Annotated in this window: 21 protein-coding genes; 14 read left to right on the top strand and 7 right to left on the bottom strand. The window is 67.5% G+C overall.

Going from position 1 to position 25646, the window contains the following annotated elements; genetic code table 11:
• The first annotated feature begins 31 nt into the window (after positions 1 to 31).
• From IE187_RS17295 to IE187_RS17320, 6 genes are all read left to right on the top strand, one after another.
• Positions 32 to 1219 (top strand): DUF2252 family protein, encoded by a 1188-nt coding sequence (locus IE187_RS17295; RefSeq protein ID WP_189677457.1) that lies wholly within the window; start codon positions 32 to 34, stop codon positions 1217 to 1219.
• A gap of 49 nt (positions 1220 to 1268) precedes the next feature.
• Positions 1269 to 1763 (top strand): nucleoside deaminase, encoded by a 495-nt coding sequence (locus IE187_RS17300; protein ID WP_133187938.1) that lies wholly within the window; start codon positions 1269 to 1271, stop codon positions 1761 to 1763.
• Positions 1760 to 1966, top strand: a complete 207-nt coding sequence (locus IE187_RS17305; protein ID WP_189677272.1) for a helix-hairpin-helix domain-containing protein — start codon at positions 1760 to 1762, stop codon at positions 1964 to 1966. Before IE187_RS17300 ends, IE187_RS17305 begins: the two co-directional genes overlap by 4 nt.
• A gap of 214 nt (positions 1967 to 2180) precedes the next feature.
• Positions 2181 to 3572 carry a phospholipase D-like domain-containing protein gene (locus IE187_RS17310; protein WP_189677273.1) on the top strand — a complete coding sequence of 464 codons (1392 nt, stop codon included), beginning with the start codon at positions 2181 to 2183 and terminating at the stop codon, positions 3570 to 3572.
• A 118-nt stretch (positions 3573 to 3690) separates the two neighbouring features.
• Positions 3691 to 4368 carry a nitroreductase gene (locus IE187_RS17315; RefSeq protein WP_189677274.1) on the top strand — a complete coding sequence of 226 codons (678 nt, stop codon included), beginning with the start codon at positions 3691 to 3693 and terminating at the stop codon, positions 4366 to 4368.
• A gap of 189 nt (positions 4369 to 4557) precedes the next feature.
• Complete coding sequence (locus tag IE187_RS17320) at positions 4558 to 4833, top strand: HU family DNA-binding protein (protein ID WP_133187930.1); 276 nt, start codon at positions 4558 to 4560, stop codon at positions 4831 to 4833.
• Positions 4834 to 4971: 138 nt separating this feature from the next.
• Here the strand turns inward: IE187_RS17320 and IE187_RS17325 are convergent, their stop codons facing one another.
• The 6 genes from IE187_RS17325 to IE187_RS17350 form a co-directional block, all read right to left on the bottom strand.
• Complete coding sequence (locus IE187_RS17325) at positions 4972 to 6675, bottom strand: cation acetate symporter (protein ID WP_189677275.1); 1704 nt, start codon at positions 6673 to 6675, stop codon at positions 4972 to 4974.
• Positions 6672 to 6998, bottom strand: coding sequence for a DUF485 domain-containing protein (locus IE187_RS17330; protein WP_189677276.1), 327 nt, complete (start codon positions 6996 to 6998; stop codon positions 6672 to 6674). Before IE187_RS17330 ends, IE187_RS17325 begins: the two co-directional genes overlap by 4 nt.
• Positions 6999 to 7053: 55 nt before the next feature.
• Entirely contained in the window at positions 7054 to 8118 is a 1065-nt protein-coding gene (locus IE187_RS17335) for a lipocalin-like domain-containing protein (RefSeq protein WP_189677277.1), read from the bottom strand.
• On the bottom strand, positions 8118 to 10646 hold the full coding sequence (locus IE187_RS17340) for an FtsX-like permease family protein (RefSeq protein WP_189677278.1): 2529 nt from the start codon (positions 10644 to 10646) through the stop codon (positions 8118 to 8120). The genes IE187_RS17335 and IE187_RS17340 overlap by 1 nt, the downstream gene beginning before the upstream one ends.
• Positions 10636 to 11316, bottom strand: coding sequence for an ABC transporter ATP-binding protein (locus tag IE187_RS17345; protein ID WP_189677279.1), 681 nt, complete (start codon positions 11314 to 11316; stop codon positions 10636 to 10638). The genes IE187_RS17340 and IE187_RS17345 overlap by 11 nt, the downstream gene beginning before the upstream one ends.
• A gap of 71 nt (positions 11317 to 11387) precedes the next feature.
• Entirely contained in the window at positions 11388 to 14279 is a 2892-nt protein-coding gene (locus tag IE187_RS17350) for a TonB-dependent receptor domain-containing protein (protein WP_189677280.1), read from the bottom strand.
• A 290-nt stretch (positions 14280 to 14569) separates the two neighbouring features.
• Here IE187_RS17350 and IE187_RS17355 point away from each other — a divergent pair, with 290 nt between their 5' ends.
• Positions 14570 to 16228 (top strand): M20/M25/M40 family metallo-hydrolase, encoded by a 1659-nt coding sequence (locus IE187_RS17355; protein WP_189677281.1) that lies wholly within the window; start codon positions 14570 to 14572, stop codon positions 16226 to 16228.
• 21 nt (positions 16229 to 16249) lie between these two features.
• Here IE187_RS17355 and IE187_RS17360 read toward each other — a convergent pair whose 3' ends face one another.
• Entirely contained in the window at positions 16250 to 17512 is a 1263-nt protein-coding gene (locus IE187_RS17360; protein ID WP_229839477.1) for a YihY/virulence factor BrkB family protein, read from the bottom strand.
• 301 nt (positions 17513 to 17813) lie between these two features.
• On the opposite strand from IE187_RS17360, the gene IE187_RS17365 reads away from it, so the two are divergent.
• The 7 genes from IE187_RS17365 to IE187_RS17395 all read left to right on the top strand — a co-directional run bounded on the left by IE187_RS17365 (position 17814) and on the right by IE187_RS17395 (position 25622).
• On the top strand, positions 17814 to 18752 hold the full coding sequence (locus tag IE187_RS17365) for a DUF808 domain-containing protein (protein WP_189677282.1): 939 nt from the start codon (positions 17814 to 17816) through the stop codon (positions 18750 to 18752).
• 166 nt (positions 18753 to 18918) lie between these two features.
• Positions 18919 to 19980: an AI-2E family transporter gene (locus tag IE187_RS17370; protein WP_229839478.1), complete on the top strand. Its 1062-nt coding sequence runs from the start codon at positions 18919 to 18921 to the stop codon at positions 19978 to 19980.
• A gap of 122 nt (positions 19981 to 20102) precedes the next feature.
• The gene (locus IE187_RS17375) at positions 20103 to 21008 is read left to right on the top strand and encodes a diacylglycerol/lipid kinase family protein (RefSeq protein ID WP_189677283.1); all 906 of its coding nucleotides are present in this window, start codon (positions 20103 to 20105) and stop codon (positions 21006 to 21008) included.
• Positions 21009 to 21032: 24 nt separating this feature from the next.
• The gene (locus tag IE187_RS17380; protein WP_189677284.1) at positions 21033 to 21560 is read left to right on the top strand and encodes a peptide-methionine (S)-S-oxide reductase; all 528 of its coding nucleotides are present in this window, start codon (positions 21033 to 21035) and stop codon (positions 21558 to 21560) included.
• 216 nt (positions 21561 to 21776) lie between these two features.
• Positions 21777 to 22049, top strand: coding sequence for a hypothetical protein (locus tag IE187_RS17385; protein WP_229839479.1), 273 nt, complete (start codon positions 21777 to 21779; stop codon positions 22047 to 22049).
• A 124-nt stretch (positions 22050 to 22173) separates the two neighbouring features.
• On the top strand, positions 22174 to 22989 hold the full coding sequence (locus IE187_RS17390; protein ID WP_189677285.1) for a universal stress protein: 816 nt from the start codon (positions 22174 to 22176) through the stop codon (positions 22987 to 22989).
• A gap of 86 nt (positions 22990 to 23075) precedes the next feature.
• On the top strand, positions 23076 to 25622 hold the full coding sequence (locus IE187_RS17395; protein WP_189677286.1) for a cation-translocating P-type ATPase: 2547 nt from the start codon (positions 23076 to 23078) through the stop codon (positions 25620 to 25622).
• Positions 25623 to 25646: the final 24 nt, after the last annotated feature.

Below are 25646 nucleotides of genomic sequence, written 5' to 3' on the forward strand. Positions count from 1 at the left end.
GCGATCGCCACTCACCGAGGTCCGCCTGACGATGCCCCTGCCTACCGACCGTACCGCCGTTCTCGAAGCCACACGCACACTGAAGATGGCGCGCTCGGCGCACGCCTATGTTCGCGGAAACACCGCCAAATTCTACGAGTGGCTCGCGGGCTCGCCTGCCGCGCGCCGCGTGCCCGAAGGTCCGGCGATCTGGATTTGCGGCGACTGCCATCTCGGCAATCTCGGCCCCCTCGCCAATGGCGACGGGCGGGTCGAAATCCAGATCCGCGACTTGGATCAGGCCGTCATCGGCAATCCCGCGCACGATCTCATCCGGCTTGGCCTGTCCCTGGCGACTGCGGCGCGCGGGTCGGATCTGCCCGGCGTCACCACCGCCCGGATGATGGAAGAAATGATCGATGGCTATGCCGCCGCCATTCACGATCCGACCAGCGGCGACCCGGGCGTCGAGCCCGAGGTCGTCCGCAGCATCAAGCGTGCGGCGCTGGGCCGGCGCTGGCGGCATCTCGCCAAGGAGCGGCTCGAAGCGATCGAGCCGCGCATCCCGCTCGGCAAGAAGTTCTGGGCGCTGGCCGCAGACGAGCGTGCCGCGCTCGAACAGCTCTTCGCCGATCCTGCTGTCGCGCACCTCATCCTGTCGATGAAGGGCAAGCCCGCCGATCGCGAAGTGCGCCTGGTCGATGCCGCATATTGGATGAAGGGCTGCAGTTCGCTCGGGCTGCTCCGCTATGCTGCGATCGTCGGGATGAAGACGAGCAAGGGGCGCTGGTCGTACGCGCTGGTCGATTTGAAGGAAGCAACCGCGCCGATCGCACCCGCCGCCGCCGCCGCGGCCATGCCCGCGGACAATGGCGACCGCGTCGTCGCCGCGGCGCGCGCGCTCTCGCCGCATCTGGGCACCCGGATGAAGGCGGTTCGCATGCTCGGCCGGTCGCTGTTCATCCGCGAACTGGCGCCGCAGGATCTCAAGCTCGAGGTCGACCAGTTCAACCATGCAGAAGCCGTTCGCTCGGCGCGCTATCTCGCCTTCGTCGTCGGCAAGGCCCACGCCCGGCAAATGGACAGCGCGACGCGCGAGGCGTGGATCACCGTGCTCGAGGCCGACCGTCGCGGTGCGATCGACACGCCGTCGTGGCTCTGGGAAAGCGTCGTATCGCTCGCTGGCAGCCATGAGGCGGGCTATCTCGACCATTGCCGTCGCTATGCGCTCGCCGCCTGACGCGTCGATTTCGCGCGATGTGCGTTGCGCCTTCACCAAGGAGATTCCGATGCACGCGAATGACGATGAGATGTATATGCGCATGGCGATCGAGGTCGCGCGGTCGAAGGGTTCGGACCCGTCAACCTCGCCGCTCGGGTGCGTAATCGTGCTTGATGGCAAGGTCATCGCAGCCGAGCGCAACCAGACGCACGAACTGCCCGATGCGACCGCACATGCGGAAATGATGGCGATCCGCCGAGCCTGCGAAGACACGGGCGAACTCGAACTGCGCGGCGCGACGCTGTATTCGACGCTGCAGCCGTGCGGCATGTGCACGATGGCCTCGATCTGGTCGAAGGTCGGGCGCGTCGTCTTCGGGGCGGGCCGGGACGATGTCCACCCGATGTATTTCGAGGCGCGCCACGTCGATACGCTGGGCTTCATCCAGGATGCCTATCGCGACGACATCACGATCGAGGGCGGCTGCCTCGCCGATGAATGCGCTACCCTCTATTACGGACCCGACGCGACCCTCCCCGAGGACGAGCAGGCAAATCTATGAGCACGGCACCCCTCATCGACGTGAACACCGCCAGCGCCCAGGAACTCGACCAAGTGCCGGGATTGCAAGGCCACGGATTCGAGATCGTGCGCTATCGCGGCGAGCGTGGTCGATTTACCGATCTGCGCCAACTCGACGAGGTGCCGGGCCTCACCGGCAAGGCCGATGCAAGCAAGCCGGCTCTGACGGTTGGCGGCGACTGAATCGCCGTAGCCGACAGCGATTCAGCCCGGCATTTCTGAGCGAGCTGCCACAAGACCTTTAGGGCTGCGTGACGCGAGTCTGATAAGAAGCGATTGCGTGTGGAGCCGACCTTGGCCAATCAGCCTTTGGACGGATCGTTACACGACGCAATTGGGAAGACATCGCGTGGGCTTGGACAACAACGCATTCTGGCGCGTCGCTGAGGCAACCCGGATGAGCGTGCTCATCGACGCCGAGGACTATTTCAAGAACGCCCGGCTGGCGATGCTTCAGGCGCGTCGTCGGATCATGCTGATCGGCTGGGATTTCGACGCACGCATCCACCTCGTCGGATCTGACCGTGAAGCCGGCGAGCCGGAGGCGGTCGGCGACTTCATCTATTGGCTCGCCGAGCGCAATCCCGAGCTCGAGATCTTCCTGCTGCGGTGGGACGTCGGCGCGCTCAAGACGCTCGTGCGCGGCTCGAACATCCTCACGCTGGCGCGGTGGATGCAGCATCCGCGGATCCATACCAAGCTCGACAGTTTCCACCCGACCGGCGGTTCGCATCACCAGAAGATCGTCGTGATCGACGATTGTTTCGCATTCTGCGGCGGGATCGACATGACGAGCGAGCGGTGGGACACGCGGCATCACCGCGATGTCGAGCCACGCCGTGTACTGGCCAATGGCAAACCCTATACGCCCTGGCACGATGCGACGACCGCGTTGCAGGGCCCCGTTGCGGCGGCGCTGGGCGAGCTCGCCCGCGACCGCTGGGAACATGCTGGCGGGCACCCGCTCGACCCGGTCGAGGCGGCCGATACGCCGGGGCGCTGTTGGCCCAAGGAGCTGGCAACCGAGTTCGAGCAGGTTCAGGTCGGGATTGCCCGAACTTCGCCCGACATGCCCGACTGCCCCGAAATTCGCGAGATCGAGCATTTGTTCGTCGCGCAGATCGCGTCGGCGAAAGTCTCGATCTATGCCGAAAGCCAGTATTTCGCGTCGCGCAAGATCGCCGAGGCGATTGCGGCGCGGCTGGCCGAAGCCGATGGTCCCGAGATCGTGATCATCAATCCCGAGCACGCGCAGGGCTGGCTCGAGCCGCTCGCGATGGACACAGCGCGCGCGCGCCTCGTCGCTGCGCTGAAGCAGCGCGACCCCCACGGCCGGCTCCGGCTGTACCATCCGTTCACCGAGAAGGGCACGCCGATCTATGTCCACGCCAAGGTGATGATCGTCGATGGGCGCATGCTCCGGATCGGATCGGCGAACATGAACAATCGCTCGCTGGGCCTCGACACCGAATGCGACGTGACGATCGACGCCGGCGACGAAGGCGCCGCTGCCATTCGCGCGATCCGCGATGGCCTCATCGCGGAGCATCTCGGCGTGTCGGTCGCCACGGTTGCCGCGCAGATCGACTCAAGCGGCTCGCTGATCGCGACGATCGAGGCGCTGCGCGGCACGGGCCGATCGCTGCGGCCGTACGAAATCCCCGATCTCAGCGAGGTCGAAGCTTGGCTCGCCGACAATGAGGTGCTCGACCCAGAAAACCCGTCCGAAATCTTCGAAAGCGTCGCCAAGCGCGGACTTTTTCGTCGGCTTCGCCATCCGTTCGGGTGATGGGGCGTGCGGTTTCCCGGCTGGCGCTTCCCGTACCCGGGGCTTCGGCCCTGCTTGCGGCGTGGCGCGAGATCTTAGCGCGTGACGCGGCGTCGCCACCCCTCGAAAAGGAGTTCCCATGGACTTTGACGATGTGATCCTCGGACGGCGCAGCATCCGCGGCTATCGCCCCGACCCGGTGCCGCGGCCGCTGATCGAGGAGATCCTGATGCTGGCGATGCGTGCGCCCTCGTCGATGAACACCCAGCCGTATCATTTCTACGTCATCGGCGGCAGCGCGCTCGATGCGATCCGCGCCGGCAACACCGAACGGATGGTGGCGGGAATCCCGCAATCGCGCGAATTCCGCACCGGGACCGCGTTCGCCGGCCCGCATCGCGATCGCCAGATCGGCGTCGCCAAGCAGCTCTTCGCCGCGATGGGCATCGCGCGCGACGACAAGGATGCGCGGCAGGACTGGGTGATGCGCGGCTTTCGGCAGTTCGACGCGCCGATCTGCGTCATCATCACCTACGATCGCGACCTCGCCGAGAGCGACGACACCGCGTTCGACTGCGGCGCGGTCGCGACCGCGCTGGTCAACGCCGCCTGGTCGCGCGGACTCGGCACCGTGATCAACAGTCAGGGGATCATGCAATCGCCGGTCGTTCGCGAGCATGCCGGGATCCCCGACGATCAGGTCATCATGAAGAGCATCGCGCTGGGCTGGCCCGACGCCGAATTCCCCGCGAACGCCGTCGTCTCCGAGCGCCGATCGGTCGCGGACGCCGCGGTTTTCGTCGGATTCGGGGAGTGAGCCGCGCTCGGCCGGCCGCGGCGCCCACCGCCCGCAGTTAACCACGCATTTGCGGTCTTTGCGCCTCGCATCCACCGATTTTGCGCACAAACCGCACCGAATCCGGGCGCTGTCCGTCACACACCCACTGGTCACGGCGCGGATCGCTCGTTAGGGCGCCGGCTCCCTTTCTTCTGCAGGACATGTCTCATGAACAATGCCGACCTGAACGAAAAAATCGCCACCGCACACGGCATCCCCAAGACCGACGCCAAGGCGATCGTCGATAGCGTCTTCGCAGCGATCACCGAAGCGGCGCAGGCCGGTGAAGAGATCGCGCTTGCCGGGTTCGGCAAGTTCAAGGTCAAGGACAGCCCCGCACGCGAAGGCCGCAACCCTTCGAACGGCGAGACGATCCAGATCGCAGCGTCGAAGAAGCTCGGCTTCGCGCCCGCCAAGGCGCTCAAGGATGCGCTGAACGGCTGATCCATCGTCGCGCATCGGGACCCGACCGGATCCCGATGCGCGAATGGGCTGCAAGTCGCGGCGGCACCACGCTCCGCGACTTGCAGCACCCCCGCTTGCGCACCGCTCGCCACCAAACCGGCGGCGCGTCCCTCCCGCTCAGTGCGCGACCGAGTCGTGGACGCCGATGCCGGTTTCGGACCGCAGGCGCTGCGCTGGATAAGCCGCCCGGTCGATCGCCGCGCGGGGCGACCGGTCGAGCGTCGAAATCAACCAGATCGCGAAGAACCCGGCCGGCACCGAGAACAAAGCCGGCGAGCTGTACGGGAAGATCGCGTGGTCGAACCCGAACACCGCTACCCAGATCACCGGCGACACGACCGTCAGGCCGAACGCCGCCAGCAGGCCGATCGCGCCGCCCCATGCCGCGCCCTTGGTGGTGCAGCCCTTCCACAGCAGCGACATCACCAGCACCGGGAAGTTGCCCGACGCGGCGAGCGCGAAGGCGAGGCTGACCATGAAGGCGACGTTCTGCTTTTCGAACACGACGCCGAGGATGATCGCCGAGATCCCGAGCAGGATCGTCGTGATCCGCGACACGCGCAGCTCCTTGACCGGATCGGCATCGCCCTTGCGGAGCACGCTCGCATAGATGTCGTGCGAGATCGCCGACGCCGCCGATAGCGTCAGCCCCGCCACCACCGCGAGGATCGTCGCGAAAGCGACCGCCGAGATGAAGCCGAGGAACAGATTGCCGCCGATCGCATGCGCGAGGTGCATCACCGCCATGTTGTTGCCGCCGCGCAAGAGCCCGTCCACGCCGACATAGTCCGGATTGAACGAGATCATCACGATCGCGCCGAAGCCGAGGACGAAGGTGAGCGCGTAGAAATAGCCGATCCAGACGGTCGCCCACATGATCGACTTGCGCGCCTCGCGCGCGTCAGGAACGGTGAAAAAGCGCATCAGGATGTGCGGCAGCCCGGCAGTGCCGAGCATCAGCGCGAAGCCGAACGACAGCGCCGAGATCGGATCCTTGATGAACCCGCCCGGCCCCATGATCGCACGTCCCTTGGCCGCCGCATCGGCGGGCGAAAGACCGCTTTCGAGTGCCAGTCGAGTCTTGATCGCGACGGCGCGGGCGAACAGCGTCTCGAACGAGAAGCCGACATGCGCCATCACGCCGAGCACGAGGAAGCTCGCACCGCACAGCAGCATCACCGCCTTGATGATCTGCACCCACGACGTCGCGCGCATCCCGCCGAACAGGACGTAGATCATCATCAACCCGCCGACGACGGTGATCGCATAAAGATACGGCAGACCGAACAGCAGCTGGACGAGCTGCCCGGCACCAACCATCTGCGCGATGAGATAGAAGGAGACGACGAGCAGCGTGCTCAGCGCCGCAAAGCTGCGCACCGGGCCCTGGAGGAAGCGGTACGAGGCGACATCGGCGAAGGTGAACTGGCCGAGGTTGCGCAGCTTCTCGGCCACCAGGAACAACACGATCGGCCAGCCGACGAGGAAGCCGATCGCGTAGATCAGCCCGTCATAGCCATCGTTGAAGATCTGCGACGTGATCCCGAGAAACGACGCCGCCGAGCAATAGTCGCCCGCCATCGCCAGGCCGTTCTGGAAGCCGGTGATGCCGCCCCCGGTATAGAAATCGGAGACCGTCCGAGTCCGCCGGGCAGCCGCGCCGGTGATGAACAGCGTGATCCCGACAAACCCTGCGAACATCAGGATCGCGGTCCAGTTCGTCGGCTGGCGCTGGATCGCGCCGCCGATCGCCGCGGTCGCGCCGGTCGCCCAGCCGAGCAACGCAAGCAGGCCGGCGGTCCACCACAGGTTGCGCGTCACGCGGCGACGCTCGCGAGCAGCTCGGCGAGTCGGGCGTCGTATTCGCCGTTCGCGCGCCGGACATAGACCGCGCAAATCGCCACCGTGCCGATCAGCATCGCCGCGCCGAGCACTACAGCGAGGCTGATCGTGCCGCCGCCGATCGGCTGCGCCATCAGCGGCTTGTCGAACGCGATGAGCGAAATGAAGCTGCTATAGACGACCACGGTGATCGCGGTGAGCGTCCACGAAAAGCGCTGCCGGTCGCGCACGAGCGCGGCGTATCGCGGGTCGGCGGCAATGCGCGCTTCGAGCGCGCCGTCGGATTGGGGGGATGGGGGCATGGCGCATCATCCACAAGGATGCGCCGCTTGGCAACGCACCTTACCGCGTAAGACGTCACATCTTCAATGCGCGGTCATAGCCCGTCAGCTCGAGATAGCCGCGCCCGCCCGTCGTCCGCACCGCGCCCTCCCAATAGACCGGCAGACCGCTGCGCCGCGCGTCGAGTTCCTGCGCCGCGAACAGCGGGGTGAGCGGCCAGCGGTGCACGCCGTCGGGCAACCGCACGCTGAGCTCCTGCGCCACCGGATAGACCGCGCCCGTCACCGGGCTGCGCCACCGGGCCTGCGGGCGGAACGCCACGTCGCCCGGCGCGAGCACGACCGTCGTGCCGTCGGCGCGGCGCAGCGATCCCCCCGCCCATAGCGTGCCGCCCGTCTTGCGCCTGATGCGGAACGCCATCAGCGCGCTGCCGTCATCGAAGTTGAGGCCGGTCCAGTCCCAGCCCTGCGCCTCGCCCTGCAGATAGTTGGACGACCATTCGCGATCGAGCCACGCCTCGCCGGTCACCGCGACCGACTTGGCGCCGCGCCGCACCTGGCCCGAGACCTTGAGGTGCGGGATCGAATAATAATAGCTCGCTGCACCAGCTTCCGGGCCCTTCCGGCTATAGCCCCCCGCGCCCTGCGGCAGCGGCGGCTGGGTCGGCGCGAAGGCGAGCGCAAGCGCGAAGTCGCGCGCGGCCACCTGCGTCGCCCAATGCCCGTCGGTGCTGCGGCGGAGCCGCCAGTCGCGGATCGTGACATCGGCATCGGCGGGGCTTGCACCTGCAAGGCCAAACCCGGCGCGGGCGGAGCGCTCGCCGTGGAGCAACCGCCCAATCCGCGGGTCGGACAGCGCGGCGTGGGCGAAGAGCACTTGCCCGGCGGCAAAGCGGCTCGGATTAGCCGGATCGACCGGCGGCCGCGTGCGGAAGAACGTGACCTGGAAGCCGAGATCGGCGCCGTCGGCGGTGCGCAGCCAGCCCGTCACGTACCACCATTCGGTGCGGAACGGCGGATGCGCGCCGTGATCGCGCGGGAAGCGCAACGTGATGCCGGGCTTCACTACGGGATAGGGCGCCGGCGCGGAGGCGGTCAGGCTTGCCGCGGCGAGGATTGCCATGAACGGGGAGACGCGCATCACCAATCCTCCCGTACCGATTGCACCGCGCTGCGCGACGTCGCGCGCCGCCCTGCCAGCAGCGCGGTCACCGCCGCCGCCCCGGTGAGCGCGGCCGCCACCGCGACCAGCGTCCCAACGGGCACGCGCGTCGCCATCGTCCAATTGAACGATTGCGGGTTGATGACATGGATCAGCACCTGCGACAGCACGAGACCGAGCCCGATCCCCGCCAGCGCACCCGTCAGCCCGACGATCGCCCCCTCGGTCGCGAGCATCGCCCCGAGCTGACGCCGCGTCAGGCCAAGATGGCGGAGCATCCCGAACTCGCGTTCGCGCGCCAGCGTCTGCGCCGACATCGTCGCCGCCACGCCCGCCAGCCCGACCAGGATCGCAATCGCCTCGAGCAGATAGGTCACGGCAAAGCTCCGGTCGAACAGCGTCAGCGCGAAGCGGCGCAGCGTCGCCGGCTGCGTGATGTCGACTTGGTCGCGCAGCGCCGGGCTCAGCCGCGCGCGCAGCCGCTGCGTCACTGCGGCAGCGTCGCTGCCCGGCTCGAGCGTGACCGACGCCTCGTCGCGCCCAGTGTCACCGGTCAAGCGCTGATACGCCGCCGCATCGATCAGCACCGCCCCGCCTTGCCGGGCATAGTCGCGCCACACTCCCGCGACCGCAAAGCGCGTGCCGCCGCCGATCGGCAAGCGGATCACGGCGCCGGGGTGCCAGCCGTAAAGCCGCTCCGCCGGTTCCGACACCCATATCGGTGGAACGCCCGCCGGAAGCGCATCGGCGCGCGCGATCAGCACCAACTGTCGATCCCCGGCGTCGGGCGTTGGCCGCGCGACAAGCGCGATCGCGGGACGATCGGGTGCGATGGTCAGCTGGAGCTGTCGCCCGAAGGCGAGACGCGCAACGCCCGGCGTCGCGGCGAGCGTCGCGCGCGTTGCGGGGTCGAAGCTCGCGCCGGCATTGGTGCGCATGTAGAGATCGGCGCTGAGCACATCGCCGAGCCAGTCGTCGACCGCGCCGCGGAAGCTCGTGACCATCGTCGCCATCGCAATCATCAGCGCAGTCGAGGCGACGATGCCGCACAGCGCTGTCGCGGCCTCGCCCGGCGCACCGTGCAAATGCCGGATCGCGAGCTGGCGCGGGACGGTTCCGATCGCGCGCGCGGCGAGCGGCGCGAGCAGCGCGCGGGCGAACCACGGCACGCCCGCTATGCCCCCGGCGAGCAACAGCGCCATCCCGACAAAGCCGAACACCGGCAAGTGCGCGATAGGCGGCAGCAGCGACACCACGCCCCCCGTCAGCAGCAACAGCGCGGCGGGCCACCACGCCACGCGCTGCCGCGGATCGAGCACGTCGCCGGCGTTCTTGAGCGCCGCGGCAGGTGCCGCGCGCGCCGCCAGCCGCGCCGGCACCGCGCTCCCGACGATCGCCGCGAGCAGGCCGATCGCGAAAAAGCCGAGCGCGGCCCAGGGCTGGAACACCACCCCTGCCCCGGCCCCGCGGAAATAGCCGGCGCCCAGATCGCCGCCGAGCCACTGCACCGCGGCCCAGGCAAGGCCATAGCCTGCCGCCAGCCCGAGGCCCGATCCGATCACGCCGATCGCCACGCCCTCGGCGACGACCGCGGCGATCACCCCGCCGCGCGGCATGCCGAGCGTGCGCAGCAACGCGAACGCGCGCTGGCGTCGGACGACCGACAGCGACTGCGCCGAATAGACGAGGAAGCCGCCGGTCAGCAACGCGACGAGCGCGAGCATGTCGAGATTGACGCGGTACGCGCGCGACAGCGCATCGCCCTGCGAACTCTGCGCCTGCGCGCTCGAGACGACGGCGTCGCCCGGCAGGAGCTTGGCGAGCGCACCTTCCGCCGCTGCGCGATCCGCCACCGCCACGTCGAGCCGATCGAGCCGTCCGATCCGGTCGAACTTCCACTGCGCCGCGGCAATGTCGATCACCGCGACCGCACTGCCGTCGGCCACCCCCGGCAGCGTTCCCGCAATCCGCAGCGGGACCGCGCGTCCGTTCGCCTCGACCGTGACGACCGCACCCAGTCTTGCCCCGATCCGCTCGAGCGCAGTGCGCGACAGGAACACGCTCGCTTCGTCGAAGACATCGCCGCCGACCCCATTCGCCGCTTGCGTACCAACCCCGATCAGCGTCGGCGTCACCGCTGCGGCGCGGAGAATGTCGAGCCCGAGCAGCGTCACGCGTGCCGTCCCGATCCGCGCGTCGAGCTGGACGACCGGACTTGCGTCCACGACGCCCGTCGCGCTGGCGACGCGCGGGTAGAGACGTTCGTCGAAGCCGAGCCGGCTCGTCGCCTTGACACTCAGGTCGGCGCTGCCATTGACCCCGCGTACCGCGCTGTCGAACGACGCCAGCGCCGAACCATTGACGAGGTGCACCGCAAAGCCGAGCGCAACCCCCACCGCGATCGCCAGCGCGGTGACGAGGAAACGCGCCGGGTGAAAGCGCCACTCGCCGCCGATCAGCCAGCCGAGCGCCAGCCGTCCCGACCACAGGCCGGGCTCAGCGCGCACGCGCGACCAGCCCGTCGGCGGTGAGCGTCAGCACGCGGTCGGCGATCGCAGCAGTGGCATCGGAATGCGTGACCATCACCGCCGCCGCGCCGCGGTCTCGCGCAGCATTGGCGAAGAGCGTCAGGACGCGCGAAGCGGTCTCGGGATCGAGGTTGCCGGTCGGCTCGTCGGCGAGGATCAGTGCCGGGCGGTGGACCAGCGCGCGCGCGATCGCGACGCGCTGCAATTCTCCGCCCGACAGATCGCGCGCATAGCCTTCGCCGCGCCCGCCAAGCCCGACCGCGACGAGCATCGCCTCCGCCTCGGCCTGCGCCGCCGCGCCGTCAGCCGACACCAAGGCGAGTGGCAAGGCGACGTTCTGGCGCAAGGTCAGATAGGGGAGGATGTGGAAGGCCTGGAAGACGAAGCCGATCCGCTCGCGCCGCAACCGCGTGCGCGCCGTCTCCCCAAGCGCGCCGAGCACGACACCCTCGATCGCCACTTCGCCGGTATCGGCATCGTCGAGCCCGGCGAGGATATTGAGCAACGTCGATTTGCCGACACCCGATTCGCCGGTGATCGCGACGATCTCCCCCGCCGCCACCTCGAGATCGAGCGCATGAAACAGCGATCGCGGTCCGGGAACGCTTTTCGCGAGCGCGCGCACCGTCAGCAGAACAGGATGGGCCATCAGCCCTTGTCGCCGCTTGCCAGGGCGGCGACAAGATCAATCCTCGTCGGTCGATCGCTCCGACCGATGCCTCAGAAGCCGTACGACAGCCGCAGATAGCCGAACTGGCCGGGGACATCGTAGGTCGTCGCATCGAAGTTCGCGCCGTCGCACGTGATGCAGACCGGCGGCTGCTTGTTGAAGACGTTGTTCACGCCGGCAACGAGCTTGAACTTCTGCATCCACGCGGGCGACAGATACAGCTGGATATCGCCATAGGAGGTCGGCGCCATCCGGTGTTTGGTCGCATTGTTCTCGGTCACCGCGCTGATGTAGCGACCGGTGAACGACGCCCCGAACGCAGGCGTCGCAAAATCGACCGTTGCATTGAGCTTGAAGCGCGGGAACGCCTGGTCGACCGAGAGGCAGCGCTCTTTCCCGACGCATTGCTGCAAGCCGGTCGGGAGCAGCGCGTCATACTTCAGCAGGTACGCGGCGTTGACGCTGAGCCCGGCGGTTCCGCCGTGGATCTGCGGCGTGCGGTAGAGGAACGTGCCGTCGAGCCCGTCGGTCTTGATCGAGTTGAGGTTCTGCAAGACAGCCCCCACCGATGCGATGGTGCCCACGGTCGTGCGCTTGACGAGCGCACAGCTCGCGGCATCGGCATTGAACGCGCAACGCGACAGGATCAGCGACGCGGGCGCCGAGTCGATCGCGTTGCTCAAGCTGATCGCGTAGTAATTGACCTCGAGGCTGAGCACGCTGGCGATGCCGCCCCGCGCCCAGGACGGGCTGTACACCCCGCCTGCGGTCCAGGTCACCGCGGTTTCCGGCTTGAGCTTGACGTTACCCCCGGAGAACACGCCGATCTGCCCGGCGGGCTCGGCATAGCTGCCATTTGCGGGCACGCCATTGGCGATGCAGTTCGCCTTGACGGTCGCGTTCGTCTGGAACGATCCGCCGAGCCCGCTGGTGCACGGATCCTGGATCGTCTGGTCCGATCGCGACGCGCCGGCGTAAAGCTCGCCGATGCTCGGCGCGCGCAGGCTCTCGGCATAGCCGCCGCGCAACAGCAGGTCTGCCGTCGGCTTCCACAAGCCCGATGCGGTGAACACGGTGTTGCTGCCGAAGGTCGAATAGTTCGAATGGCGCACCGCACCGTCGAATTCGAGCTTCTGGAAGAACGGCGTGTTGGTGAGGATCGGCACGCGCAGCTCGCCGTAAATCTCGTCGACGTTGAAGCGGCCGCGGCTTGGCTGGGTCGGGACGTCGGCGCCTAGCCCGGCAACGATCACGGGATCAGGATCGTAGCTCGCGCCCTGGTCGCGATGCTCATAGCCGATCGCCACGCCGACATCGCCCGCAGGGAGCGTGAACAGCGCACCCGACAGATTGGCGCTGAAATCGTTGAGCTCCTGCTGGCTCTTGTCGCGCTGGTCGAAGGTCACGAAGGAGAGCATCGCCGGGGTGATCGAACCGGCCCCGCCGACCGTCGCGCCGCCGAAAATGTTGAACGGCACGCACGCCCCGGTGCATTGCGACACCGGCCCGAGCGCTTGCGCGAGCTTGGCGGCGTTGACGTTGCCGGTGAAGAGCTGGTGCGCGTCGTTGAGCCCGTAGACCGCGTTCGCGTCCCAGAACCATTTATGGTCGCCGATATGGAACGAGCCGTCGAGCGTCACCGTGCCCGAGAAGGTATCGACATCCTGCGTGAAGACGCGCTGGCCGCCCTCGACGAAACGCCGGTTGATCGCGACGTAGTTCGCCGGGCGCCCCGACGGCGTACCGTCGAGGTTGACGCCCGATGAAAGCGTGACGCCGAACGGGTTGAACGGGTTGCTCGCATCGACCGAGATCCGGTCGAGCAGGTTGCCGTTGCCAGCGCCCGGTCCGATCACGAGCGGAAGGAACGCCGCCTGGGTCCGCGAATGCCGGTGGTTGTACACCAGCTTGACGCGCATGTTAACCGCATCGCTCAGCGCTTGCTTGAAGTTGAGGAACCCGCCGTAGCGCTCGGACGGCGTAAGCAGATAGTTGAACGGCGCGAAATTGAAGCGGTCGGCATCGGTAAAGGTCTTGAAATCGGCAAGCGTCGCAGTGCGGCCGATAACTGGCGCCCTGAGTGTCAGGTTCTGGCCGAGCACACGGTAGCGCCCGAGCGGCGGCGAACCGCTGCATCCCACCCCGCCACTCGCGGCAAAGGCCGGGTCGGCGCAAGAGACGGCACCCGCCGACGGAAATTGCGAAATCGCGCGGTTGGCGGTGCTGACCGCTTCCTGCTTGGTGTAATAGCCGCCGAGCACCACCGACGTCCCGCTTTCGGGCTTCTGGATGCCGTAGCTCAGTTCGTAATTCTGCGTGTGGCCGTCGCCCTGCCGGAAGGTGCCGAACTGGGCGTTGGCCCGCAGACCCTTCTGGTTCTGCTTGGTGATGATGTTGACGACGCCTGCGACCGCGTCGGTGCCATAGAGCGGCGATGCGCCCGATTGCAGCACTTCGATCCGTTCGATCGAGTTCATCGGAATTTCGTTGAGATCGACCGACGCCGGGATGCCCCCCGCCGACGACCCGTTGACGTAGCGCAGGCCATCGACGAGCACGAGCGTCCGCTTGGCGCCGAGATAGCGCAAGTCGATCTCCGCCGCGCCCGAGCTCACCCCCGTGCCATCGGGCGGGCCGCCGATATTGCCGGCATTGTTGACCTTGGTGTTGAGACCACCGCCCGCGCTCGGCAAGCGCTGCAGCACGTCGGCGACCGAGCTGAGACCGGTCCGCGCGATCGCGGTCTGATCGACGGTGATGACCGGCTTGTCCTGGTCGAGCGGACTGCGGCGGATGCGCGATCCGGTGACGACGATGTCCTGATCTGACGCCGACGCTGCGCTGTCCGGCACGGTCTGCGCCGATGCCGGTGCGACCGCCAGCCCCGCAGCGAGTGCGAGCATGGCACCACTTGCATAGTATCGCGACGTCAACTTTTGCATGATTCGATCCCCCGTTTGTCGTCTTCGCGACATCCTCTCCGGATCTATACGACGAAACTGAAACAATCTGTCGTGGGGTGGCAAGGCGCAATCTGCCCGGATCGGCCTTTTCAGCAGATGTTGTGATAAATGGGAGACAGTCGTTACGGGTGGTGACTCTGGCGAAGGTCATACCGGCGCAGCGCGCGCTTCCTCTGTCCCGTGCAACGCGGATCTGTCCTTGTCGGTACGGCGCATACGGTCGAGCGTCGCGCAGTTGCGCTGCGAGAGGCGCGCGATACAGTGCGGCGATGACGCTCCGCACCCTCGCTTTGCTCGCCGCGCTCCTCGCGAGCGCCACCCCCGCTTTTGCCAAGCAGACGATCGACCCCGCCCGCTTAACCGAAACGGTCAAGACGCTCGCGTCGGACACGTTCGAGGGCCGCGCGCCCGGAACCGCGGGGGAAGACCGAACGGTCGGCTATCTCATCGCGCGCTTCCAGGCGCTTGGGCTCGATCCCGGTGGGCCCAACGGACAATGGGTGCAGACGGTGCCGTTGCTTCACACACGGCTTGGAACGCCCAGCGTGCTGCGCTTCAACACGCCCAAGGCAGCGGTCGCGCTCGAACAATCGCGCTCGGTCTATGTCTCGACGATCCGCCCCGACGACGTCTCCACGATCGCCAAGGCCCCGCTCATCTTCGTCGGCTACGGCGTCACCGCGCCCGAGCGTGGCTGGGACGATTTCAAGGGCGTCGACGTGAAGGGCAAGGTGCTCGTCTTCCTCGTCAACGACCCCGATTTCGCCGCCAAGCCGGGCGATCCCGCGGCGGGCAAGTTCGGCGACCGCACGATGACCTATTACGGGCGCTGGACCTACAAGTTCGAGGAAGCCGCGCGGCGCGGGGCGATCGGTGCGCTGATCGTGCATGAGACCGCGGGCGCAGGGTATGGCTGGAACGTCGTTATCAGCCCGGGCGGCGAGAATTACGACATCGCGCGCAAGCCCGAGGACGTCACCAGCCTGCGCTTGCAAGGCTGGATCGCCGGCGATGCCGCCAGCGCGCTCTTCACCGCGGCGGGGCTCGATCTCGCCGCGCTGGAAGTCACCGCCCGAAACCCCGGTTTTCGGCCGGTGCCGCTGCCCGGCGTGACGCTCGATGCGAGCATCCCGGTCACCCACGAACGGATCGACAGCCACAACGTGCTCGCGCGGATCGCCGGCACGAAGCGCGCGCAGGAAAGCGTGATGTTCGGGGCGCACTGGGATGCGTACGGCAAGGGCCCGCCCGATGCGCAGGGCCGCGTCTACCGCGCCGGCGCCAACGACGATGCGCTCGGCATCGCCGGGCTGCTCGAGATCGCCCGGTCGATCAAGGCCGGTCCTGCGCCCGATCGCAGTGTCGTGTTCGCCGCCTGGACCGCCGAGGAGCGCGGGTTGCTCGGGTCCGAATATTACGCCACCCACCCCGTCTTCCCGCTCGAAACGACCGTCGCCAACCTCGCGATCGACATCCTGCAAACCGCGGGGGCCGGCAACGACGTGGTGCTGGTGGGCAAGGGGCAGGATACGCTCGAAGACGATATGGCGCGCGTCGCGGCGACGCAGGGCCGCCGCATCACGCCAGAAGGCTTGCCCGAACGCGGGCTGTTCTACCGCGCCGACCACTTCTCCTTCGCCAAGCGCGGCGTGCCGGTGTTGCTCATGATGGGAATTGCTGGCGCGACCGACCTCAAGCAAGGCGGCGTCAAGGCCGGGCAGGCGTGGATCGATGCCTATACCGGGCAATGCTATCATCAGGCATGCGACCAGTGGAGCCCCGACTGGAACCTCGCCGGTGCGGTGCAGGACCTTGGCTTGATCGGTCAGATCGGCGACGAACTCGCCCACACATCGGGCTGGCCACGCTGGAAGGACGGATCCGAGTTCAAGGCGGTGCGCGATCGAAGCGAAACGCTGCGGCGCTGAGCCAGCACCTATAATAAGGGGTCATCGATCGCTCAGCGGGGAGTGCGGCGGGTCCGGCTCGCACGGATGGGCTGCCGGGCGTTCGCGCAAAGCCCACATCGTCGCCGCGGTAACGCCGATCACGGCCACACCCGACACCCCACGCCCCCGCCGCAACAAAGCGAGCCCGAGCGTTGCCGCGACCGATGGCACCCAGCCGACTTTCGGAAGGCCGATCAAGCGTCCCGCGTGCACCGCGCCACGGCTCGCGACCACGTCTCCGACCCCGCTCGGTTTGGCCGCCGTCAGGCCCCCGGGCGATGCATCGGGGATGCCGTCATCGGCGACATGATCGGCGACCCAGGCGCCACGCGCCCCGAGTGGCGCGTCGGCGGTGGTCGTATCCTTGGCGGTCTGATGCTCGAGCTCGGCATTGAGCTCGGCTCCGAACAACAGGATGTAGCTCGAGAGATAGAGCCAGGTCAGAGTCACCACGACCGTACCGAGTGAGCCGTAGGTCGCATTGTAATTGCCGAAATTGGCGACGTAGACGCCGAAACCGACCGTCAGCGCCAGCCACATCAGCGCCGCGAACAGCGAACCCGGCGTCAACCATATCCAGCGCGCATTTTGCCGCGACGGGCCATAGCGGTACAGCGTCGCCGCCGCGCCCGCCCCGGCCAGTGTCAGCAGTAAATAAGCGACGAGCTTGCCGAGCACGACGACCGCATCGGGCGCCTGCGGAAGCACCGCCTGGAGATAGCCGAGCGCCGCGACCGCGACCAGCGCCAGGATCGCCACGAGCACGGCGGCGGCGGTGATGCCGAGCGCCAGCACATTGAGCCGTACGAAACCGCGTGCTTCCTGCTCCTCATACACGACATTGAGCGCGGTGATCACGGCGCCCGCCCCATTGCGCGCGCCAAACAGCGCGAGACCGACCGCGAGCAACAAGCCGAAGCCCTTCTTGCCGTCGGACGTCTTGACGACGTTCATCAGCTGTTCGCCGATCAGCTTGGCGACTTCGGCGGGCATCACCGCCATCAACTGCTTCATGTTGTGCATGACGGTCGAAGGCTCGGCGGCAATGCCATAGATCAGCACGATCGCGCCGAGCAGCGGCACGAGCGCAAGAAAGCCGTAAAAGGCGACGCCAGCGGCGATCAGACCAATATTGTCGGTCCCCGTTTCGGCCCAGGTGCGCTTTGCGACGCTGAGCCAGGCCTTTGGTGGCATCTGCCACGGGGTGGTGGCGTCATGCCCTTGCGCGTTCAATAGCTCTGCCCGTTTCCAGCGCCCGATCATGTGACGCGGTGCCTGAACACCTGCCTTCCACTAGCGTTCCCGCGCGCCACTCGGACACGCAATTTCGGCACGCTTCCCGACAGCTTTGTGTTTCCGCACCATTGCTGGCGCGTTACATTGCATGTCTGCGCGACGACGAAGCGTGTTGCCGCGTTGAGCCATCGTACCTGGATCGGTTAGCACCGCCTGAGCTGCCGTCTCGCCCACCGTTACCTCACCTTGGTTTTGCCCCGCCCCGAACATCTGCGCGTTCGCGGGCCGACAACCACTCGACAATCACCCGACAATCACAGGGAATACCATGCCGTCAGGACTCGTAGCACTGCTCGACGATGTCGCCGCGATCACCAAGCTCGCCGCCGCGTCGCTCGACGACGTCGCCGCCGCAACGGGCAAGGCCGGCAGCAAGGCGATGGGCGTGATCGTCGACGATGCCGCGGTGACTCCGCGCTACGTCGCGGGCTTCACCGCCAAGCGCGAATTGCCGATCATCGGCAAGATCGCGCTCGGGTCGCTGCGCAACAAATTGCTGATCCTGCTTCCGGCGGCGCTGCTGCTGAGCGCCTTCGCGCCGTGGCTGGTGACCCCGCTATTGATGCTCGGCGGCGCCTATCTGTGTTATGAGGGGACCGAGAAAGTCGTCGAGGCGATCTTCGGCGGGCATGCGGCCGAAGCCGCGCCGGTGGAAGGCGACGCCGCGACGCTGGAGGCGCAGAAAGTGTCGGGCGCGATCCGCACCGACTTGATCCTGTCGGCCGAAATCATGGCGATCGCGCTTGCCGAAGTGGCGTCCTCGCCGATCATCACTCAGGCGATCGTGCTGGCGCTGGTCAGCGTCGCGATCACGCTCGGGGTTTACGGTGTGGTCGCGCTGATCGTGAAGATGGACGACATCGGCCTGTTCCTGGCGAGACGGGAGGGCGCAGTTTCCCGCGCGGTCGGCCGCGGATTGGTGATCGGCATGCCGATATTGATGCGCGTCCTGGCGATCATCGGCACGGCGGCGATGATCTGGGTCGGCGGCGGCATCCTGGTGCATGGGCTCGAGACCTTCGGGGTGAGCGGCCCGGCGCATGTCAGCCACGCCTTCAGCACGGCCGCGGCCGCGCTGCCGGCGATCGGCGGCGTGGCGAGCTGGACCGCGGGCGCTGCCTTCGCGGCGGTGGTCGGCCTTGTCGTCGGCGGCGCGATCGTGCTCGGGCATTCTGCGGTGACGCGGCTGCGCGGCGGGCACGCATAAACCGCGCGGCTGTTTTTTGCGGAGCGATCCGCACCGTTGCGCGTTACGGCCCCGCAACGACAGATTTCGTCGCCTTGCCACCGCATTGCACCGGCTAACATCTTTGGAGGACCAGACAATCGCGATCGATCGACAGTGCGTTGAAAACGGCGGGCTTATCCTCTTTGTGACCGCGATCTCGGTCGGACTGGTACTGGTCGTGTCGAGCTTCCTCGGCGCGCTGCTGTGGTCCGCGCTTGCCGCGATCCTGTTCCAGCCGCTCTACCAGCGCTTGCTTGGCTATTGGCCGGGACGCCGCAATCGCGCCGCCCTGGTCGCGCTGCTGATCATCACCGTCGCGATCGTGCTGCCGTCGTTGATCGTGAGCAGCATGGTCGTCGACCAGGCAGCGGGCGTCTATACCCAGATCCGCTCGGGCCAGATCAACATCGCGTCCTATTTCGAAAAGATCCACGACGCCTTGCCGATCCGCCTCCAGCAGATGCTCGACAGCGCCGGGTTCGGCAGCTTCGAGCGCGCGCAGACTCAGGTCGTCGAGGCGGTGAGCAACAGCGCGAGCCTGCTTGCCGGGCGCGCGCTCTCGATCGGCGCAAACGCCGCGGCGTTCCTGCTCGCATTCGGCGTCGGGCTGTACGTCACCTTCTTCCTGCTGCGCGACGGCGAGCGGCTCGGCCCGGCGATCGTCCGCGGCCTTCCGCTGGAGCAGAGCGTCGCGACCCGGATCGCCGACCAGTTCGTTTCGGTCGCACGGGCGACGATCAAGGGCTCGGTCGTCGTCGCTTTGGTGCAAGGTGCGCTCGGCGCCGCGACCTTCTGGATCGTCGGGCTGCCTGCGGCCTTGTTGTGGGGCGTGTTGATGGCGATCGCCGCGCTGCTGCCAGCGATCGGGCCGACGATCATCTGGGCGCCGGTGGCGGTCTACCTGCTGGCCACGAGTGCATATTGGCAGGCCGGCGTGGTCGTCGCGTCTGGCATGCTGGTGATCGGCCTGGCCGACAATATTCTGCGGCCGATGCTGGTCGGGCGTGACACCGGCATTCCCGATTGGCTCGTCCTGGTGACGACGCTGGGCGGCGTCGAGCTGGTCGGCCTCAGCGGGATTGTCGTCGGCCCGATCGCTGGCGCGCTGTTCATCACGGGCTGGAGCATCCTGACCGAAAAGCGGCTGGGCGATCCAGCCGGAACCGACGACGCGCCAATTCGCGAGGATGCCAGCGCTCGATCCTGACGACGACCGCGCTGGCCCGACGCGACCGCGGAAAGCCCGGAGATGCCGTTGGCGTCGAACACCGTCGTTCCAACACGCCGTGCTGCGCGGCATCCAAACCGTTCCATGAGAGTTGTCATGCGATGACCCCAGCCCCCCTCCCCCGCGCCGCGGCCCTGATCGTCAACGCGCATTCGCGGAGCGGGCGCGATCTCTTCGTCGAGGCGAAGGCCAAGCTCGAGGCGGCGGGGATGACGCTGACCGAAGCCCATGCGGTCGAGGACCCCAATGCACTCGCCGAAACGGTCCGTCGCGCGGTGGCGAACGGCGCGCCGATGGTGATCGTCGGCGGGGGCGATGGCACCTTGTCGGGGACGATCGACGAACTGATCGGCCAGCATTGCGTCTTCGCGGTCCTGCCGCTCGGCACCGCCAACAGCTTTGCGCGCACGCTCGAGCTGCCGCTCGATCTCGACGGCGCGATCGCGGTGATTGCCGGTGGCAGGCGTCGGCGCGTCGATCTGGGGATGATCGACGGCGACTATTTCGTCAACGGCGCTTCGATCGGCCTACCCGCCTTGATCGGGCAGACCGTGCCGCATGCGCTGAAGCGGTACCTCGGCCGTGTCGGATATCTCCTCTGGGCGTTGCGGTGCTCGATCCGCTTCCGCGCGTTCCGGCTAATGATCGACGACGGGATCGTCGAGCGGCGGATGTGGTCGACCGAGGTCCGTATTCTCAACGGGTGCTATCATGGTGGTGTCGAACTGTCCGACACCGCAAATCTGGAAAGCGGCGAGATCGTCATCCAGGCGGTCGTCGGTCGCAGCCGCGCGCGCCTTGCCGCCGACTGGTACGCCAAGTTCTTCCGGCTGCGTGACCGGCAGGCGCACACGCGCGAATTTCGCGGCTGCACCTTCCGCATCGAGACGACGCCGCGGATGAAGATCTCGATCGACGGCGAAGTCCTCGCCAAGACCCCAGTCGTCGCCAAGATCGCTGCGCAGGCTGTCGAAATTGCAGTGCCGCGCGGCGCTGCATCTGTCTGATCCGGTCGGCGCTGAGGACCAACCGTGGAAACGATCGGCTTCGGCGGCGGCTGTCATTGGTGCACCGAGGGCGTATTCCAGGCGCTGCGCGGTGTCGCACAGGTCGACCAGGGCTTCATTCGGTCGGAAGTCCCGTGGGAGGCCGCGGCGGAAGGCGTGATCGTCGGCTTCGATCCGGCGGTCATCAGCTTGGCGACGCTCATCGAGGTCCATCTCAGGACGCATTCGGCCAACGGGACCTACTCGCCGGGCGGCCGCTATCGCAGCGCAGTCTATGTTTTCACAGCGGAGCAGCGCGCAGTGGCCGAGATTGCAATCGATCAGTTCGCCAGCGCTTCGCGAGAGGCTCCCCGAACGCTGGTGCTTGCCTTTGTCGGCTTCGAACCGTCGGCGCCGCGCTATCGCAATTATTATCGGACCGACCCGCAGAGGCCGTTTTGCCGCCGCTATATCGACCCCAAGCTCGATTTTATCCGGCGTCATTTCACCGACAACGCGCTTCCTGATGCAGCGGCGGCGAGCGCAGACCTGGCTCCGCCGCGAACCGAATAAGGCGATCGACGTCAGTTCGTCACGCTAGGCGCGAAGCAGCACAATTGCGCCTGGCGAACGACCTGTGTCTGGCGGGATCCGCCATCTTGTGGCGGCTCGCACCGACAGCGGCTTTGCGCCCGCTGCGCTTCCAGGTGTATTACTCGAATGGCACACGACTTGCAGAGCGACCAGTACGCGGCGCCACGGACGGCCGCCGCAACCGGGAGCTTGGATATGACGGGTATCACAACGATCACGCTTCTTGCCGCGGCGGTATTGCTGACGGGTCAGCCACCCGCGGCCATCGCACGGTCGGGCGCCACGACGACCGAGGACTACCGCGTGCGGTATGACGCGCGGCGCGACGTCTATTGTGTCCGCTTCTTTGCCGATCCGCCCGCTGCCGATCCGCATCCTGGTCCATCGATCGACACGTGCCAATCCCGCGACGCCTGGGCGCGCGAGGACGTTCGCATCGACCGGCTGCCGCCGTCTGAGCCGTCGTGATCGCAGTCGCCTCCGACCCAGCCCGGCGACATGGTTTGCGCGCTGGGCGGACAATCGTCCGTAGAGTCACGTAGAGCGACAGCGCCCCGTCCGGCGCAATATGGCGCCTTCAACGGGGGCCGCCATGATCAAGACACTTCTCGCGATTGTCGAAGGGCCCGCCCGGAAATCGGGTTTCATCGACACGGTTCTGACACTCGCCGCGTTCCGGCAAGCGCATGTCATCTTCGACGTGCTGACCGCGGCCCCGCTACTCTCGGAACAGCTTGCGCCGCTTGGGACGCTCTACACCTTGCCCGGGCAGATCCGGCAGCTCGCGCAATCGCACGCCGATAGCGTCCGCGCGATGCTGCCGACGGGCGCGCCTGCCGAGGTCGTCTCGCATTTCGACGATGTCGGCTGGATCCCGGGCGACGTCCGCGCGACCGCCCCGCTTGCGGATCTCGTCGTCTTTGGCCCCGCCGAAACCTGGTCGATCGACTGGCTGCGGCGCCGCACGATCGAGACGCTCCTGCTGTCGTCGGGCTCGCCGCTGCTGCTGCTGCCATCGGGGCGGTCGCTTCGCGCGATCGACCATGGGGTGTTCGGGTGGAAGCCGGGTCCTGCGGCGATGCGCAGCTTGCACCATCTGATCCATCTCGCCGCGCCCGGCGCCCGCATCGACGTCGTCTCGCTCAAGCATGGCTTGGACGACCTGGCCGAGACCGACCTCGCACCGGTCGTCACGCTGCTCGAGCGGCATGGTTTTTCCGTGACGGGCCATGCGCTCGATCGCTCGGAGAGCGCGCACGACACGCTCACCGGCTTCGCCCTCGAACACGGGGCCGATCTGCTTGCGGTGGGTGGCTTCGGACACGCCCGCGTCCGTGAAATCCTGCTCGGCGGGGTGACGCGCAGCCTGATCGCCGACCCGCGCCTGCCCGTCCTGATGGCCCATTGAATGCGGCACGCAGCGTACGTCACGATCACAGGACGCGTGCAGACCATCCTCGCCGACGATTGCCGCGCGTTACGGCACCAGGCGCGATGACCGTTCCACCACGCCACCCCGGCCTTTCAACGGCCGCTGCGGCCGAGCGCCTGGCGAGCGACGGCCCCAACGCGCTGCAAAGCGCTGGACGGCGATCGATGCTCCGCATCGCGCTCGACGTGTTCCGCGAGCCGATGCTCGTCCTGTTGCTCGCGGGCGGCGTCGCCTATCTGCTGCTCGGCGACCTTACCGAAGCGCTGATCCTGCTCGCCTTCGCGACCTTCTCGATCGTCGTGACGGTCGTACAGGAGACCCGCACCGAACACGTGCTCGACGCGCTGCGCGACCTGTCCGCGCCACGCGCGCTCGTCATCCGCGACGGGGTGCGGGTTCGGATCGCGGGCCGCGACGTGGTGCGCGACGATCTGCTCGTGCTCGAACAGGGCGACCGCGTCGCCGCCGACGCGATGCTGGTCGAGGCCGCCGATCTGCAGGCCGATGAATCGTTGCTGACGGGGGAGTCGCTGCCCGTCGACAAGGTCGCCGACAGCGAGCAGGATACGGGCGCCGCGCGGCGTCCGGGCGGCGGCGACCAGCCCTATGTCTATTCGGGTTCGCTGGTGACGCGCGGCAGCGGCATCGCGCGCGTGCTGGCGACCGGGCCGCGCAGCGAGATCGGCAAGATCGGCCAGTCGCTCGCCACGCTCGAGACCGAAGCGCCGCGGCTGCGGCGCGAGACGACGCGGATCGTCACGTGGTGCGGGATCGGCGGCGGCGCGGTCGCGCTGCTCGTCGTGCTGCTGTACGGGCTGCTGCGCGGCGGCTGGATCGATGCGGCGCTCGCCGGGATCGCGATCGGCATGTCGATGCTGCCCGAGGAATTCCCCGTCGTGCTGACGGTGTTTCTCGCGATGGGGGCTTGGCGGATCGGCGCGGTCGGCGTGCTCACGCGGCGCGCCGCAGCGATCGAGACGCTCGGATCGGCCACCGTGCTGTGCACCGACAAGACCGGCACGCTGACCGAGAACCGGATGTCACTCACCGAACTCTGGCTGCCGTCGGGCGAAACGTTCGCACTGCAGCCCGATCTCGCGGTCGGCGCGGCGTATCATGATCTCCTCGCCACCGCCGCACTCGCCAGCGCGGCCGAGCCGACCGATCCGATGGAACTGGCGTTGCACAGCGCCCGCGCGGCGAACGCGACGACCGCGTCGCTGCCCACAGGCGCCTTGGTCCATGCCTATGCGCTGCGACCCGATTTGCTGGCGATGTCGAACGTCTGGGCGGATGGCGATGCCTTGACGATTGCGGCCAAGGGCGCGCCCGAGGCTATTGCTCGCCTGTGTCATCTGTCGGCGGCCGAACTGGCGGCGATGACGGCCGCTGTCGAGGCGATGGCGGTTCGCGGCATCCGCGTGCTTGCCGTCGCGCGCGCTACGCCGAAAGACCGGGATTGGGCCGCGACCCAAGGCGACTATGCCTATGCGCTGACCGGCCTCGTCGGCCTTGCCGACCCGATCCGCGCGAGTGTCCCCGACGCAGTCGCCGAGTGTCGCCGTGCCGGGATCCGCGTCGTGATGATTACCGGCGACTATGCGGCGACCGCGCGCTCGATTGCGCGCCAGGCCGGCATTGCCGAAGGCGACGTGCTGACCGGCGACGATCTGGCGGCGCTCGACGACGCGGCGTTGGCGGAACGCCTGAAGTCGGTGACGGTGTTCGCGCGCATCATGCCCGAACAGAAGCTGCGGATCGTCGAGGCGTTCAAGGCGGCAGGCGAAATCGTCGCGATGACCGGCGACGGGGTCAACGACGCGCCATCGCTCAAGGCCGCGCATATCGGCGTCGCGATGGGCAAGCGCGGCACCGACGTCGCGCGCGAAGCGGCGGCGATCGTGCTGATCGACGACGATTTCGGATCGATCGTGCAATCGGTGCGGCTCGGCCGGCGGATCTACGACAATCTCCGCAAGGCGATGGCGTTCATCTTCGCGGTGCACGTGCCGATCGCCGGGCTTGCGTTGCTGCCGCTCTTCGCCGGGCTGCCGATCCTGTTCGGGCCAATCCACATCGCCTTGCTCGAAATGGTGATCGATCCGGTCTGCGCCCTGGTGTTCGAGGCCGAGCGCGACGAGGACAACATCATGCGGCGCCCCCCGCGCGATCCCGCCGAAGCGTTGTTCTCGCTGCCGATGATCGTGTGGAGCGTCTTTCAGGGCGGGCTGGCGTTCGCGATGCTCGGAACAGTCTTCCTGGTCGAGCACCGCTCGGGAATGGGCGAATTCGAACTGCGCGCGCTGATCTTCTTCGCGCTGATCGCCGAGATCGTCGCGCTGATCCTGGTCAACCGCTCGTTCGGCGCGTCGCTGCGCGATGCCCTGACGCGGCACAACGCCGCACTCCGCTATGTCGCGGGCGCGATCGTGGCGGTGACGGGTTTGATCCTGTTCCTGCCAAGAGCGCAGGCGCTGCTCAAGTTCGGATCGATCGGGTGGCGCGACATGGCGCTGGCGCTCGGTCTGGGCTTGCTCCTGCTGGTCTTGCTCGAGGCGTGCAAACCCTTCGTGCGCTCGGTTACGGCGCGGCTGGCGGCGCGGGCATGACCGGGCGCCCCGCAGCTGCAAGCT

This window comes from Sphingomonas glacialis (assembly GCF_014653575.1).
GTDB classification, from domain to species: domain Bacteria; phylum Pseudomonadota; class Alphaproteobacteria; order Sphingomonadales; family Sphingomonadaceae; genus Sphingomonas; species Sphingomonas glacialis.